The organism is Pseudomonas sp. CF161 (genome assembly GCF_000416215.1).
GTDB lineage: Bacteria > Pseudomonadota > Gammaproteobacteria > Pseudomonadales > Pseudomonadaceae > Aquipseudomonas.
Window position 1 is genome coordinate 243933 of record NZ_ATLP01000093.1, and the last position, 13730, is coordinate 257662.

The following is a 13730-nucleotide window of genomic DNA, read 5'->3' on the forward strand; positions in this document are numbered from 1 at the left end:
CTGCCTGGCAGGGGCACTCAGATCCGCAAGCCGCCATCCATTTCCAGGATGCGCCCGGTGTAATAGTCGTTTTCGAAGATGTAAGCCGCCGAATGGGCGATTTCTTCGGGTTTGCCCATGCGCTTGAGCGGAATGCCCGAGGTCATTTTCTCCAGGGCTTCGGGTTTCATGCCCAGGGTCATTTCGGTCTCGATAAAGCCGGGTGCGATGCCCGCCACGCGGATGCCGTAGCGCGCCAGTTCCTTGGCCCAGGTCACGGTAGCCGCGGCGACCCCGGCCTTGGCGGCCGAGTAGTTGGTCTGGCCAACGTTGCCAGCACGGGAGATCGAGGAAATATTAACGATGGCGCCGCTGTTTTTCAGCTCGACCATTTTTGCCGCGACTTCCCGAGTGCACAGGAACACCCCGGTCAGGTTGACGTCGATCACCGCCTGCCATTGGGCCAGACTCATTTTGGTCATTTCACCGTCCTTGACCTTGAGCAGCAGGCCGTCGCGCAGAATGCCCGCATTGTTGATCAGGCCGTGAATGGCTCCGAAGTCTTCGGCGACCTGGGCCACCATGTGCGTCACCTGTTCTTCATTGGCCACGTTGCACAGGTAGCTGCGAGCCTCGACACCGGCCGCGCGACAAGCGGCGACCGCCTGATCGAGCTTTTCCTGGTTGAGGTCGACCAGCGCCAGCCGGGCGCCCTTGGCCGCGAAATACTCGGCCATGGAGCGGCCCAGACCCTGGCAACCGCCGGTGATAATGATTACTTTGTCAGTGAGTTGCATTCGCATGTCCCGCTAGCAGGTCAGAGTGGTTTTCCTTTGGGAAATTCCCGCGCCGGACATGGCCTGGCTGCAGATGAGAATTGCCCCGATGGCGTAACTGGAACACTGCTCCAGGCGCCCGTCCGTTTTCGACGGATTAGTTAAAAGGAGTCATAAAGTGAGCGTTGAAGCTGCCAAGAATGCACGAGAATTACTGCTCAAGGAATACCGCGGCGTATTGTCGACCCACTCCAAGGCCATGCCCGGTTTTCCCTTTGGCTCAGTGGTGCCCTATTGCCTTGACGAGCAGGGCCGGCCGCTGATCCTGATCAGTCGCATCGCCCAGCACACCCATAACCTGCAGAAAGACCCCAAGTGCTCGTTGCTGGTGGGCGAGCGCGAGGCTGAAGATGTGCAGGCCGTGGGGCGCCTGACCTACCTCGCCGAAGCCGAAAAGCTTGAAGACAGCGCCGCCATCGACGCCGCTGCCGAGCGTTACTACCGCTACTTCCCCGAATCGCAGAATTACCATCAGGCCCACGATTTTGATTTCTGGGTCCTGAAGCCGGTTCGCCATCGCTACATCGGTGGTTTCGGCGCGATCCACTGGGTCGATCAGGTGACTTTGGCCAACCCGTTTGCCGGGAAGGGTGAAATCAGCATGGTCGAGCACATGAACAGCGACCATGGCAAAGCCATCGCCCATTATGTGGACCTGGCCGGGTTGCCCAAGACCGCCCCCGCGCACATGGTCGGAATCGACACCGAGGGCATGCACCTGCGTATCGGTCAGGCGTTGTATTGGTTGCCCTTTCCAAGCCCGTGTAATACGCCGACACAAGTGCGCGAGGCCCTGGTTTTCCTGGCTCACGCTGAACAATGGCCGAAAAATACGACCGCCGACGCTTGAATTCACGAATTGGCGACGTCATCTAGGGTCTATTGGAAGGCATTCTTCCGTAGAGGAAACCACTTGATGCGCCCTTTTCTGTTGCTCTTTCTGCTGTTCCCGGTGCTAGAGCTGTTCGTATTCGTCAAAGTCAGTGCTGCCATCGGGTTTTTCCCGGCGTTGCTGCTGATTATCCTCGGCTCGATGTTGGGGGTTCTGGTGCTGCGTGTCGCAGGCCTGGCCACGGCGTTGAAGGCCCGTGAAAGCCTGAACCGTGGCGAGTTGCCGGCACAGACCATGCTCGAGGGCCTGATGATGGCCCTGGCTGGCGGCCTGCTGATCCTGCCGGGTTTCGTCAGCGACGTGCTTGGCCTGATCATGCTGCTGCCCCTGACTCGCCGCTTGCTGGCCAATAAAATGCGCCAGCGGGCCGAGGAACAGGCGATTCGTCAGCGAGCCTTTGCCGACGATATGCACGCCGCTCGCGGCGGTCCGGCGCCACAGCGTCCGGTCGGGCGTGAGCCGAATGTGATCGAAGGCGAGTTCGAGCACCGCGATTCGTGATTCAACCGCACATCGACACGGCACCTTGAAGGTGCCGTGTTGGTTTTCGGCGCCAGGAAAGTAAAAAAATTTCACTGTGCCGCCCTTGTAATAACCTTATGCGCCCTTATGTAACGGTCACCGCAAGGTTTCTGGTGGTTACGCCAGACAGACTTCCGCGGCTCGCTTGTCGAGTCGCAACCGGCAACGCCGGATTTGCTAACCCGCCGGCATCCACACCGGCCGCTTAAAACCACAATTAGGAGAGATCGACAATGAAGCTTCGTCCTCTGCATGACCGCGTCGTCATCCGTCGCAGCGAAGAAGAAAAGAAAACCGCTGGCGGGATCGTTCTGCCAGGTTCGGCTGCCGAAAAAGCCAACAGCGGTGAAATCCTTGCTGTCGGTACCGGCCGCGTGCTGGACAACGGTGAAGTACGTGCGCTGGCCGTGAAAGTGGGTGACAAGGTTGTGTTCGGCCCTTACTCCGGCAGCAACACTGTGAAAGTAGACGGCGAAGACCTGCTGGTAATGGCTGAGAACGAGATTCTCGCTGTTATCGAAGGCTGATTTCCCGCTCATTTTCCCGTTACTACAAAGTATTTAAGGAATATCGATCATGGCTGCTAAAGAAGTTAAATTCGGCGATTCCGCCCGTAAGAAAATGCTCGCCGGTGTCAACGTCCTGGCTGACGCAGTAAAAGCGACCCTGGGCCCGAAAGGCCGTAACGTGATCATCGAGAAGAGCTTCGGCGCTCCGACCATCACCAAGGACGGCGTTTCCGTCGCCAAAGAAATCGAGCTGAAAGATCGCTTCGAAAACATGGGCGCGCAGCTGGTCAAAGACGTTGCCTCCCGTGCCAACGATGACGCAGGCGACGGCACCACCACCGCTACCGTTCTGGCTCAGTCGATCGTCAACGAAGGCCTGAAAGCCGTCGCTGCCGGCATGAACCCAATGGACCTCAAGCGCGGTATCGACAAAGCGACCATCGCTATCGTCAAAGAGCTCAAAGCCCTGTCCAAGCCTTGCGCTGACACCAAGGCCATCGCTCAGGTCGGTACCATCTCGGCCAACTCCGACAGCTCCATCGGCGACATCATTGCCGAAGCCATGGAAAAAGTCGGTAAAGAAGGCGTGATCACCGTTGAAGAAGGCTCGGGCCTGGAAAACGAACTGTCGGTTGTTGAAGGCATGCAGTTCGACCGTGGCTACCTGTCCCCGTACTTCGTCAACAAGCCAGAGACCATGACTGCCGAGCTGGACGGTCCGCTGATCCTGCTGGTTGACAAGAAAATCTCCAACATCCGCGAAATGTTGCCAGTACTGGAAGCCGTTGCCAAAGCCGGCCGTCCACTGCTGATCGTGGCCGAAGACGTTGAAGGCGAAGCCCTGGCGACTCTGGTTGTGAACAACATGCGTGGCATCGTCAAAGTCGCTGCCGTCAAGGCACCGGGCTTCGGCGACCGTCGCAAGGCAATGCTGCAGGACATCGCTGTTCTGACTGGCGGTACCGTTATCTCCGAAGAGATCGGCCTGAGCCTGGAAAGCACTACCCTGGAACACCTGGGTAATGCCAAGCGCGTGATCCTGTCCAAAGAAAACACCACCGTGATCGACGGCGCTGGCGTTGAGACTGACATCCAGGCTCGCGTTCTGCAGATCCGTCAGCAAGTGGCTGACACTTCGTCCGACTACGACCGTGAAAAACTGCAAGAGCGTCTGGCCAAGCTGTCCGGCGGCGTTGCAGTGATCAAGGTTGGCGCTGGTTCCGAAGTTGAAATGAAAGAGAAGAAAGCCCGCGTTGAAGACGCCCTGCACGCTACCCGTGCAGCCGTTGAAGAAGGCGTGGTACCCGGCGGTGGCGTGGCACTGGTTCGCGCTCTGCAAGCCATCAGCGAACTGAAAGGCGACAACGCCGATCAGGACGTTGGTATCCAACTGCTGCGTCGCGCTGTTGAAGCGCCACTGCGTCAGATCGTTGCCAACTCCGGCGACGAGCCAAGCGTTGTGGTCGACAAGGTCAAGCAGGGTTCGGGTAACTACGGTTACAACGCTGCTACCGGCGAATACGGCGACATGATCGAGATGGGCATCCTTGACCCAGCTAAAGTGACTCGTTCGGCTCTGCAGGCAGCGGCTTCCATCGCCAGCCTGATGATCACCACCGAAGCGATGATCGCCGAGATCAAAGAAGACGCTCCAGCTGGCGGCGGCATGCCAGACATGGGCGGTATGGGCGGCATGGGCGGCATGATGTAAGCCAGCCTCACCCGCTGTACTGAAAAGCCCCGCCTGCGTTTAGCAGGCGGGGCTTTTTTATGCCTGCTCGTTGGCAGGCTCGACTCACAGCAGGGGGAGATTGCGACCTGGCTCATTGGCGTTGTGGCGTGTATTGCGCGACGTGACTCCCCAGCACCTCCAGGCAGTGAGCTGGGCGCGGGGAGCAGGAGGAGGGAGTAGGCAGGATGCATCGACAATGCTTGAAAGGCCCCGGGGCGATGGCTCCGGGGCCTTTTGTTTAACGCTCGCTGATCTCGACCGAGGCTTTTGGCGCGGGTTTCCAACCCAGCAGCTGTTGCTTGAAGCCATAGCTGGCGGCTTGGTAGTAGGTGATGGCTCGGGTAATCAGCGGGTCGCTGGCCTCGGCCTGGGATTCACGGCTGTCGCCCAACGCCTGGTCATGCCGGCGCAGCCCCTGGCGTGGGCTGAGGATGGCCAGGTCCTGGCCATCGAACAGCCCCAGGTGCTGATAATTACCGACCACCACGCGAGGCGGCAGCGGGTTGTCCTGCAGCAAATTGCGGCCGAAGAAGGTCGATTGATAGTCCAGGTTGAGCAGGCCGAGCAGGGTTGGGGCCAGGTCGATCTGGCTGGCCAGCTGCGCGGTTTCCCGGGCTTCGATCAGTTTGGGTCCATAGATGAACAGCGGGATCTGGTAGTTGCTGATCGGCAAGTCTTCCTTGCCGGCGCTGCCCGCCGTGTGGTCGGCGACGAACACGAAAATGGTGTTGTCGAACCAGGGCTTTTGCCGCGCGGCCTCGAGGAACTGGCCGATGGCGTAGTCCGTGTATTTCACCGCGCCGTCGCGGCCCTTGCCGGATTTGATGTCGATCCGACCATCGGGGTAGGTGTAGGGGCGGTGGTTGGACGTGGTCATCAACTGCAATAGAAACGGCTGTTGCTTCTCATAGTCGGCGTCCGCCAGCTTGAGCGTTTGCTGGTAGAGGTCTTCGTCGGCCATGCCCCAGGCATTTTTGAAGTGGATTTGCGACTCTTCGACGCTGCTCTGATCGACCACGCGATAGCCGTTGCCGCCGAAGAACGCGTTCATGTTGTCGAAGTAACCACGGCCGCCGTAGACGAACACACTGTCGTAGCCGATGGCGCTGAGTTGCTGGCCCAGGCTGGCGAATCCGCTTTCACGGCCGACGCGCTTGACGATCGAACGCCCCGGGGTGGGGGGAATGGCCAGGGTGATGGCTTCCAGGCCCCGGTCGGTACGGGTCCCGGTGGCGTAGAAGTTGTTGAAGTACAGGCTCTGCTTGCGCAGGGCGTCGAGGTTCGGTGTCAGGTTGCGCTCGTCGCCGTTGCTGCCCATGTACTTGGCGCTGAAGCTTTCAATGGTCACCAGGATGATATTGGCTTTGCGCAGCGTGCCCGGGTTATCGATGACCCGGCGGATATCCAAAGGGTCGTTGCCGATAAAGCGCGCATTGGGTTCGCTGAGTTCGGCGCGCAGTTGGCGGGCCACGGTGTGCGTCGGCAGGCTGCGGTAGAACTGCGGATAGTCGAGCTCGTTATTGCGAAATGCCGCAAAGAATTGATAAGGCCCGTTACTCGCCAGCTCATTCTGATAGGCATTGCCACCCTGGGCGCGGGGGCTGTCCTGGCTGAGCAGTTGCAGGCTGGCCCCGGCGAGCAGCGCCAGGCCCAGTGCGCTGACCAGGCGTCCACGCAGCGCTGGTAACGGTGCATCGAGCGCCGCGTTGAACGGTTTGCGCAGGGCCAGGCTCAGCGCAATCGCCAGGACCGCGAGGATGCTCAACAAGGTGCCGATCGGGTACGACTCCAGGAGGTTGTTCAGCACCTCGTCGGAGTACACCAAGTAATCCACGGCAATAAAGTTGAAGCGAACCCCGAACTCATCCCAGAACAACCATTCCGCGACGGCGGTGAACAGCATCGCGAACAGGCTGACGCACAGCAGGCCCTGGAGGAACCAGCGATGGCCTTTGCGGCGCCACAGGCTCGGTGGGCACAGCAGCAGATACAGGCCCAGGGGCAGCGCGGCGTAGGCCAGGAAACCCAGGTCATAGAGCACGCCGATCCCGAACAGCGGCAGGAAATGACTTGCGGCCTCGTCCAGGTGGGTGATCAGCAACACGCTGCGGGTCAGGAGGAAAATCACCAGCCAGGCGCTGGTCAGAAGCAGCAGAAAACGCAACGGCGCTGACTTGAGCAGGTCCATTGTTAACATTCCATATTATTTAATGGCGGGAGTGTGGAGGCCCCCCTGTAGAGAGGTTGTGAACCGATAGTGAAAAACTTGTTAAGCGCCGGGCACCGTCGGCACCGCGATCGCAGCGCTGTTCGCGCAGTTCTGGCTCTGAGCTGCGCTTGGCCGTAAGCTGCGCGAGCCAAGACGGCCGTAACAGCGTGTGGAGAAAGTGCCGATGCGAATTTTACTGGTTGAAGACAACCGCGATATTTTGGCCAACCTGGCCGATTACCTGGGGCTCAAGGGCTACACCGTCGACTGTGCGCAGGACGGTTTGTCAGGTTTGCATCTGGCCGCCACCGAGCATTACGACCTGATCGTGCTCGACATCATGCTGCCCGGCATCGATGGCTACACCCTGTGCAAGCGCCTGCGCGAAGACGCCCGGCGCGACACCCCGGTGATCATGCTCACTGCCCGTGATCAATTGGATGACCGACTGCTGGGCTTCAAGTCCGGGGCCGACGACTACCTGGTCAAACCTTTTGCCCTGTCCGAGCTGGCCGCGCGCATCGAAGCCGTGATGCGCCGGGCCCAGGGCGGCGGGCGCCGGGCGTTGCAGGTCGGTGACCTGAGCTATGACCTGGACACCCTGGAGGTCACCCGCGAGGGGCGTTTGCTCAAGCTCAACCCGGTGGGGCTGAAGCTGCTGGCAGTCCTGATGCAGAAAAGCCCCCATGTGCTGCGGCGCGAGATTCTCGAGGAAGCGCTGTGGGGCGATGACTGCCCTGACAGCGACAGCCTGCGCAGCCATGTGCACCAGTTGCGGCAGGTGATCGACAAGCCGTTTGCCAAACCGCTGCTGCACACTGTGCACGGCGTCGGTTATCGCCTAGCCGAGGGGCGAGATGGAGTTTAAGCAGAGCCTTGCCCAGCGGATCATCATTGCCTTTGCCCTGATGAGTGCGCTGGTGGCGGGCGCCTTCGCCATGGGCATCGTCGCCACTGTGCACCTGGTCGAAGAAAAGCTGATTTCCGCAGGGCTGGGGGGCGATCTGCAGCGCCTACTGCTGATGGACAACGTCAGTGACTGGAGCCATCGCCCGGAGCCGGACCAGCTGTTTTACTACAGCGGCGGGCGTGGCGATTTCGAATTGCCCAAGGATCTGCGCCATCTGGATCCCGGGTTCCATGAGGTGTTTCGCGAGCAGCTGTCGTACCACGCCATGGTCGAGGTCGTCGACGGGCGGCGTTATGTCCTGCTGCAGGACCAGAGCGATTTCGAAGAGCGTGAGCGGGTGCTGTTCGCCGTGGTGCTGGTGGGGTTTGTCCTCAGCCTGGCGCTGGCGGTGTTTCTTGGCTGGATCCTGGCGCGACGTGTCATGGCCCCGGTGGTGCGTCTGGCGCGCCAGGTCCGCCATCGCGATCAGCTGTTGGGCCTGGCCCCGCCGCTGGCGCCCGACTACGCGGCGGATGAAGTCGGCGAGCTGGCAGTGGCATTCGACGCCACACTGGGCCGCTTGCGCCAGGCCCTGAGTCGCGAACGGCTGTTTACCAGCGATGTCAGCCACGAGCTGCGCACGCCGCTGATGGTGCTGGCCAGCTCCTGCGAGTTGTTGCTGGAAAACCCCTGCATCGATCAGCGCGGTCGGGCCCAGGTCGAGCGCATCGCCCGCGCCTGCGAGGAAATGCGCGAGCTGGTGCAGACCTTCCTGATGCTGGCGCGGGCCCAGCGTGAAGATGCGAGCATGTCGCCGCAGTTGACGCTGAGCCAGGTAGCCGATGATTTGATCGGACTCTGGAGCGGGCCGATCCGCGACAAGGGCATCGAGTTCATCTTCGAACCTGGGGAACCCCTGGACACCCGCTATAACGCGACTTTCCTGCACGCGGTGATGGGTAATCTGCTGCGCAACGCGTTGCACTACACCGAGCAGGGCTACATCCGCCTCACCTTGCATCCTCAGGGGTTTGTGGTCGAAGACAGCGGTGTCGGGATCCCGGAGGAGAAGCGCGAAGCGATGTTCGAGCCCTTTGTCCGCGGCGATGAAAAGCGCGGCGAAGGCCTGGGCCTGGGCTTGTCGCTGGTGCAACGGATCTGCGAAAACCAGGGCTGGACCGTGACCTTGAGCACCATGACCCCGAACGGTTGCCGCTTTCAGGTGGATTTGAACCAGGCCAAAGCCTGACCCCTCCCAATGCCCCGGTTCTTCGGGGCATTGCGCTTAGCCGTTTATCTGTCGCCATGTGGCCCCATGCCACCTCGGATAAGCTGTAAAAATCTGTAATATTTTCGCCGTGGACGGGACAAAGTTTTCACAAAGGCATGACCTGACGCTGACAGTCCGCTACCTAAAGTGGCGCCATCAGTTGCAGGAGACTTTGAAGATGGCGACCCCGATCAAGCTGGAATTTTCCGAAAAGTACGACGATCAGCATGCCCAGGACTATTTGCTCAAGCACCAGAACGGTCTTGCGCGCCAATTGTCCCATCGGCGTGATGAGCAGTTGGCCCGTGCCGCCCTGGCCCTGGCCGGTGAGCCGGGCCTGGTGCTCGACTTGCCGTGTGGCGCCGGGCGCTTCTGGCCATTGCTGGCGGAAAAAGCCAACCGCGTGATCATTGGTGCTGATAATTCCGCATCCATGTTGAAGATAGCCACCGTGGCCCAACCAGGTGAGGTGGTAAAACGGGTACAACCCTTGCAGACCTCTGCATTTGCCATCGATCTGCCGGATAACGCAGTCGACAGTATTTTCTCCATGCGGCTGCTCCACCACATTGGTGAGTCGGCGCACAGGGTCGCCTTGTTGCAGGAGTTTCAGCGGGTTACCCGCGATAGCGTCATTGTTTCACTCTGGGTTGACGGTAATTTCAAGGCCTGGAAACGCAAGCGCATGGAGCGTCAGCGGCTCGAGGAAAACGGGGAGCAGGGTTACCAGAACCGGTTTGTGTTACCTGCGGCCACGGTAGAACAAGAATTTGAACAGGCAGGTTTTCGCGTCCAGGATCGTCTGGATTTTTTCCCGCTCTACGCTATGTGGCGGGTTTACGTACTACGTAAGAGGTAACAGGATGGCTGTTGAATGTGCATCGGAAATGGACGTCGCGCACGCAGATCGCTTCGATTATTTTTGGAATCAACACGGCGAATGGGTTGAAGAGCCCAATCGACGTCGAGGCGGGGAAAGCGGTGTGCAGCGGGTTTCGGGCATCAACGGCCGTTTGCTCTATGTAAAGCGTCAGACCGGGCATATTTATCGCAGTTGGCTGCACCCCTTTGGGCGCCCCACTGTGCTGCGTGAGGAGGCGGCCCTCAAGGGCTTGCGTCTGCTGGACGTGCGGGTGCCGGAGTTGGTGTTCTGTGGTGCGCAACGTGACCCCGAGCACCAGTGGCGGGCGCTGTTGGTCACCGCGGCGCTCGAGGGGTTTGTGGAAGTGGAAAACTGGTATGCCGCCGGCGAGCGTGAGCGCCACGATGAAGCGCTGCATGACCGGTTGCTCAAGGAGTTGGCCCAAACCCTGGCGCGCATGCATCAGGGGCGTTGGCAGCACGGTTGCCTGTATGCCAAGCACGTGTTCGTCAAGGTCACCGGGAGCGGGGAGTCGGCCGAGGTCGAGGTGGCGCTGCTGGATTTCGAGAAGTGTCGGCAACGCCTGTCCCGTCAACGAGCGGCGGCCCATGACATGAAACAACTGCGTCGCCATTCGTCGTGGAATGCCACGGACTGGGACAAACTCTACTACTTTTACAAAACGGCGTTTGGCAGCGCTATCAAAGGTTTATAGCGATGAAGCTAGAAGTTGCACGAGGTTTGTTTCTGGTAGGCGCCCTGGTGGTCGCCTCACTGGCCGTGGCTGCCTGGGAGCAGCCGCGTACGCAAGTGCTCAGTGCAATGCACAGCGATGCGCATTGCCCTCTGCCACGAGTGGCCAAAGCCTCTGCGGTGGTCAAGCCCGACCATGATCTGTTGTTGTTCATGTTCGGCATGACACAGGGAATGAGGCCGCAAAGTTGAAGAGCAGCAAGCCCACCTAAAAGGCCTCGCATTGCGAGGCCTTTTACTGTGCTGGCGTTTATCTGTCCGGCTTGGCCAGCAAGGTGTAGATGCACGGCAATACGAAGAGGGTGAACAGGGTGCCGATCGACATGCCGGTGGCGATCACGGTGCCGATGTCAAAACGGCTGACGGCCCCCGCGCCGGTGGCCAGGATCAAGGGCACCATGCCGAAGACCATGGCCGCGGTGGTCATCAGCACCGGACGCAAGCGTATGGCGGCGGCTTCTTCAACGGCCTCCCGTGGGGTCAGGCCCTTGTCCTTGCGCAGTTGGTTGGCGAATTCAACGATCAGGATCCCGTGCTTGGTGATCAGCCCGATCAGGGTCACCAGCCCGACCTGGGTATAGATGTTCATGCTCGACCAGCCGAGAAACAGCGGGATCAACGCCCCGCAGATCGACAGCGGCACGGTCACCAGAATCACCAGCGGATCGCGAAAGCTCTCGAACTGCGCGGCCAGCACCAGGAAAATAATCGCCAGCGCCAGGCCAAAGGTGACCCAGAGCGCGCTGCCTTCCTGCACGAACTGACGGGAGGCACCGGCATAGTCGAAGGCGTAACCCGCCGGTGCTTCCTCCCGGGCAATCTGACGCACGGTCTCGATCGCCTCGCCCATGCTGACGATGGGCACGCCGGACATCGTGGCCGCGTTGAGTTGCTGGAACTGATTCAACTGCCGGGGACGTGCGCGGTCGGTGACGGTGATCAGGGTCGACAGCGGCAACGCCTGGCCCTGGGTGTTCTTCACGTAGTAGTTGTTCAACCATTCGGGGTTGTCGCGGTAGGCCCGCTCGACCTGGGCGATCACCTTGTAGCTGCGGCCGTCGATGGTGAAGCGGTTGATTTCCGCCTCCCCCAGCAAGGTGGCCAGGGTGCTGCCCAGATCCTGCATTGAAACCCCCATCTGCGCCGCCTTGGCGCGGTCGATATCGACCACCACTTCCGGTTTGTCGAAGGCCAGGTCGAGGTCGACGAACGCGAACTTGCCGGACTCCATGGTGCGTTTCTTGATGCGCTCGGCCACTTGCAGCAACGACTCGTAGTCATTCGGGGTGTTGATGATGAACGCGAAGGGCAGGCCTTCCCCGGTGCCCGGCAGGGACGGCAGGTTGAAGCCGAACACCTGCAGCCCGGCGATGGCGCTCAACTTGCCCTGCACCTCTGGCAGGATCTGCATCTGGGTCCGGCTGCGCTCGCTCCAGGGCTTGAGCAGGAAGCCGCCGATCCCAGACTGCACGCCGTTGAAGCCGTTGATCTGGAACGATGAGTAGTACTCGGGGAACTCCTTGAAGATCGTGATGAACTCATCGGTGTAGGCGTTGAGGTAGTCCAGGTTGGCCGGTTGTGGGGCCGAGGCCATCATGAAAATGATCCCCTGGTCCTCATCCGGGGCCAGCTCCGACTTGGTGAACTTGAGCAGCAGCGGAATCAGGCACAGCACGATCAATGCGAACACCAGCACCACCGGCCGGGTGTTGAGGGTGCCGTGAAGCATGCGCTGGTAGCGGCGCTTGAGACCCTCGAATATCTGGTCGAGACGGTGGGACAGGCCACTGGGGTTTGCATCGTGGCGCAGCAACAGCGCGCACATCATCGGCGACAGGGTCAGGGCCACCACCCCGGAAATCACCACCGCCCCGGCCAGGGTCAGGGCGAACTCCTTGAACAGCGCTCCGGTCAGCCCCGTCAGGAACCCGATCGGCGCATACACCGCGGCCAGGGTGATGGTCATCGACACCACCGGCAAGGCGATTTCCCGGGCGCCCTCGATGGCTGCGTCCAGCGGCGTCTTGCCTTCCTCGATATGCCGGTGGATGTTCTCCACCACCACAATCGCATCGTCCACCACCAGGCCGATGGCCAATACCATGGCCAAGAGGGTCAAGAGGTTGATCGAGTAGCCCATCAACTGCATGAAAAACATCACGCCGATCATCGACAGCGGGATGGTGACCACCGGGATCACCACCGAGCGCAGGGCGCCGAGGAACAGGAACACCACCACAATCACGATCAGCACGGCTTCGAACAGGGTCTTGAGCACCTCGTTGATCGAGGCCTGGATAAACAGCGTGGCGTCGTAGGCAATTTCGACCTTGAGGTTGGGCGGCAGTTGGGACTCCAGCTCGGGCATCAGCTTGCGCACTTCCCTGATCACATCCAGCGGGTTGGCGCCAGGAGTCGCCTTGATGCCGATGTAGACCGAGGGCGTGCCGGCGAAGGAACTGATGGCGTTGTAGTTCTCCGCGCCCATTTCCACCCGTGCCACGTCGCTGAGCAGCACCCGGCTGTCGCCATCGACTTTCAGCGGAATCGCGGCGAAGGCTTCGGCGGATTTGAGCTCGGTGTTGGCGTTGATGCTGGTCACCACGTACTCGCCCTTGACCTCGCCGGCCGCCGACAGGAAGTTGTAGCGGCGCACGGCATCGGTCACGTCACTGGCGCTCAGGCCGTAGCCGGCCAGCTTGACCGGGTCCAGCCACAGGCGCATGGCGAACACCTGGTTGCCAAGGATCTCGGCCTCGGCCATGCCCGGCAGGGTCGCCAGCTTCGGTTGGATGACCCGCGACAGATAGTCGGTGATCTGCGGGTTATTCAACTCCTTGCTGAAGAAACTGATGTACATCAGCGCCGAGGCGTCGGCGGCTTCCCGGCTCAGGACCGGGTCTTCGGCGTCTTGCGGCAGCTGGTTCTTGACCTCATTGGCCTTGGCCAACAGCTCGGTGAACAAGCGGTCGCTGTTGGAGCCGATGCGCGCGTAGATCGAAATCACCGAGAAGTTCTGGCGGCTGACCGAGGTCATGTAGTCGATGCCTTCGGCACTGGCCAGGCTCTGTTGCAGCGGCTGGGTGATGTAGCCCTGGATGGTCTCGGCGTTGGCGCCGGGGTAAGCGGTGGTCACCGTGATCAGGGCGTTTTCCATCTGCGGGTATTGGCGCAGGGGCAGCTTGCTCCAGGCCTGGAAGCCCAGCAGCACAATCAGCAGGCTGACCACGGTGGCGAGCACCGGGCGACGAATGAACGGGTCGGTAAAAGCCATGGT

General features: G+C 60.6%; 12 protein-coding genes. 9 read left to right on the top strand and 3 right to left on the bottom strand.

All coding sequences use genetic code 11. The annotated features are described in order from the left end of the window. Window positions 1-17: 17 nt before the first annotated feature. Window positions 18-776 carry an SDR family oxidoreductase gene (locus tag CF161_RS20890; RefSeq protein WP_020298597.1) on the bottom strand — a complete coding sequence of 253 codons (759 nt, stop codon included), beginning with the start codon at window positions 774-776 and terminating at the stop codon, window positions 18-20. A gap of 157 nt (window positions 777-933) precedes the next feature. Between CF161_RS20890 and CF161_RS20895 the strand changes: the two genes are divergently transcribed. From CF161_RS20895 to groL, 4 genes are all read left to right on the top strand, one after another. Further along, window positions 934-1665, top strand: a complete 732-nt coding sequence (locus CF161_RS20895) for a HugZ family protein (RefSeq protein ID WP_020298598.1) — start codon at window positions 934-936, stop codon at window positions 1663-1665. A 66-nt stretch (window positions 1666-1731) separates the two neighbouring features. Further along, entirely contained in the window at window positions 1732-2208 is a 477-nt protein-coding gene (locus CF161_RS20900) for an FxsA family protein (RefSeq protein WP_020298599.1), read from the top strand. 254 nt (window positions 2209-2462) lie between these two features. Further along, entirely contained in the window at window positions 2463-2756 is a 294-nt protein-coding gene (locus CF161_RS20905) for a co-chaperone GroES (RefSeq protein ID WP_019827816.1), read from the top strand. A 49-nt stretch (window positions 2757-2805) separates the two neighbouring features. After that, the gene (groL, locus tag CF161_RS20910) at window positions 2806-4449 is read left to right on the top strand and encodes a chaperonin GroEL (protein ID WP_020298600.1); all 1644 of its coding nucleotides are present in this window, start codon (window positions 2806-2808) and stop codon (window positions 4447-4449) included. A gap of 259 nt (window positions 4450-4708) precedes the next feature. Here groL and CF161_RS20915 read toward each other — a convergent pair whose 3' ends face one another. Continuing rightward, a complete protein-coding gene (locus CF161_RS20915; RefSeq protein WP_020298601.1) occupies window positions 4709-6658 on the bottom strand; it encodes an LTA synthase family protein in 1950 nt (649 codons plus the stop codon). Between the two features lie 205 nt (window positions 6659-6863). Between CF161_RS20915 and colR the strand changes: the two genes are divergently transcribed. From colR to CF161_RS20940, 5 genes are all read left to right on the top strand, one after another. Then, window positions 6864-7547 carry a two-component system response regulator ColR gene (gene colR, locus CF161_RS20920; RefSeq protein ID WP_020298602.1) on the top strand — a complete coding sequence of 228 codons (684 nt, stop codon included), beginning with the start codon at window positions 6864-6866 and terminating at the stop codon, window positions 7545-7547. Beyond that, window positions 7537-8817, top strand: a complete 1281-nt coding sequence (locus CF161_RS20925; RefSeq protein ID WP_020298603.1) for a HAMP domain-containing sensor histidine kinase — start codon at window positions 7537-7539, stop codon at window positions 8815-8817. The genes colR and CF161_RS20925 overlap by 11 nt, the downstream gene beginning before the upstream one ends. A 199-nt stretch (window positions 8818-9016) precedes the next feature. Then, the gene (locus tag CF161_RS20930) at window positions 9017-9697 is read left to right on the top strand and encodes a class I SAM-dependent methyltransferase (protein WP_020298604.1); all 681 of its coding nucleotides are present in this window, start codon (window positions 9017-9019) and stop codon (window positions 9695-9697) included. 4 nt (window positions 9698-9701) lie between these two features. Continuing rightward, window positions 9702-10415 carry a lipopolysaccharide kinase InaA family protein gene (locus CF161_RS20935; protein ID WP_043229943.1) on the top strand — a complete coding sequence of 238 codons (714 nt, stop codon included), beginning with the start codon at window positions 9702-9704 and terminating at the stop codon, window positions 10413-10415. Window positions 10416-10417: 2 nt separating this feature from the next. Next, entirely contained in the window at window positions 10418-10645 is a 228-nt protein-coding gene (locus CF161_RS20940; RefSeq protein ID WP_020298606.1) for a hypothetical protein, read from the top strand. Window positions 10646-10703: 58 nt separating this feature from the next. Here the strand turns inward: CF161_RS20940 and CF161_RS20945 are convergent, their stop codons facing one another. Beyond that, window positions 10704-13727 (bottom strand): multidrug efflux RND transporter permease subunit, encoded by a 3024-nt coding sequence (locus tag CF161_RS20945; RefSeq protein WP_020298607.1) that lies wholly within the window; start codon window positions 13725-13727, stop codon window positions 10704-10706. Between the last annotated feature and the right edge of the window lie 3 nt (window positions 13728-13730).

What these genes read in the sequence shown, in the direction of transcription:
- CF161_RS20935 (WP_043229943.1), top strand. Translation starts at nt 9,702, where the DNA reads ATGGCTGTTGAATGTGCATCGGAAATGGACGTCGCGCACGCAGATCGC.
- groL (WP_020298600.1), top strand. Translation starts at nt 2,806, where the DNA reads ATGGCTGCTAAAGAAGTTAAATTCGGCGATTCCGCCCGTAAGAAAATG.
- CF161_RS20945 (WP_020298607.1), bottom strand. Translation starts at nt 13,727, where the DNA reads ATGGCTTTTACCGACCCGTTCATTCGTCGCCCGGTGCTCGCCACCGTG.
- CF161_RS20900 (WP_020298599.1), top strand. Translation starts at nt 1,732, where the DNA reads ATGCGCCCTTTTCTGTTGCTCTTTCTGCTGTTCCCGGTGCTAGAGCTG.
- CF161_RS20915 (WP_020298601.1), bottom strand. Translation starts at nt 6,658, where the DNA reads ATGGACCTGCTCAAGTCAGCGCCGTTGCGTTTTCTGCTGCTTCTGACC.
- CF161_RS20905 (WP_019827816.1), top strand. Translation starts at nt 2,463, where the DNA reads ATGAAGCTTCGTCCTCTGCATGACCGCGTCGTCATCCGTCGCAGCGAA.
- CF161_RS20930 (WP_020298604.1), top strand. Translation starts at nt 9,017, where the DNA reads ATGGCGACCCCGATCAAGCTGGAATTTTCCGAAAAGTACGACGATCAG.
- CF161_RS20940 (WP_020298606.1), top strand. Translation starts at nt 10,418, where the DNA reads ATGAAGCTAGAAGTTGCACGAGGTTTGTTTCTGGTAGGCGCCCTGGTG.
- CF161_RS20925 (WP_020298603.1), top strand. Translation starts at nt 7,537, where the DNA reads ATGGAGTTTAAGCAGAGCCTTGCCCAGCGGATCATCATTGCCTTTGCC.
- CF161_RS20890 (WP_020298597.1), bottom strand. Translation starts at nt 776, where the DNA reads ATGCAACTCACTGACAAAGTAATCATTATCACCGGCGGTTGCCAGGGT.
- colR (WP_020298602.1), top strand. Translation starts at nt 6,864, where the DNA reads ATGCGAATTTTACTGGTTGAAGACAACCGCGATATTTTGGCCAACCTG.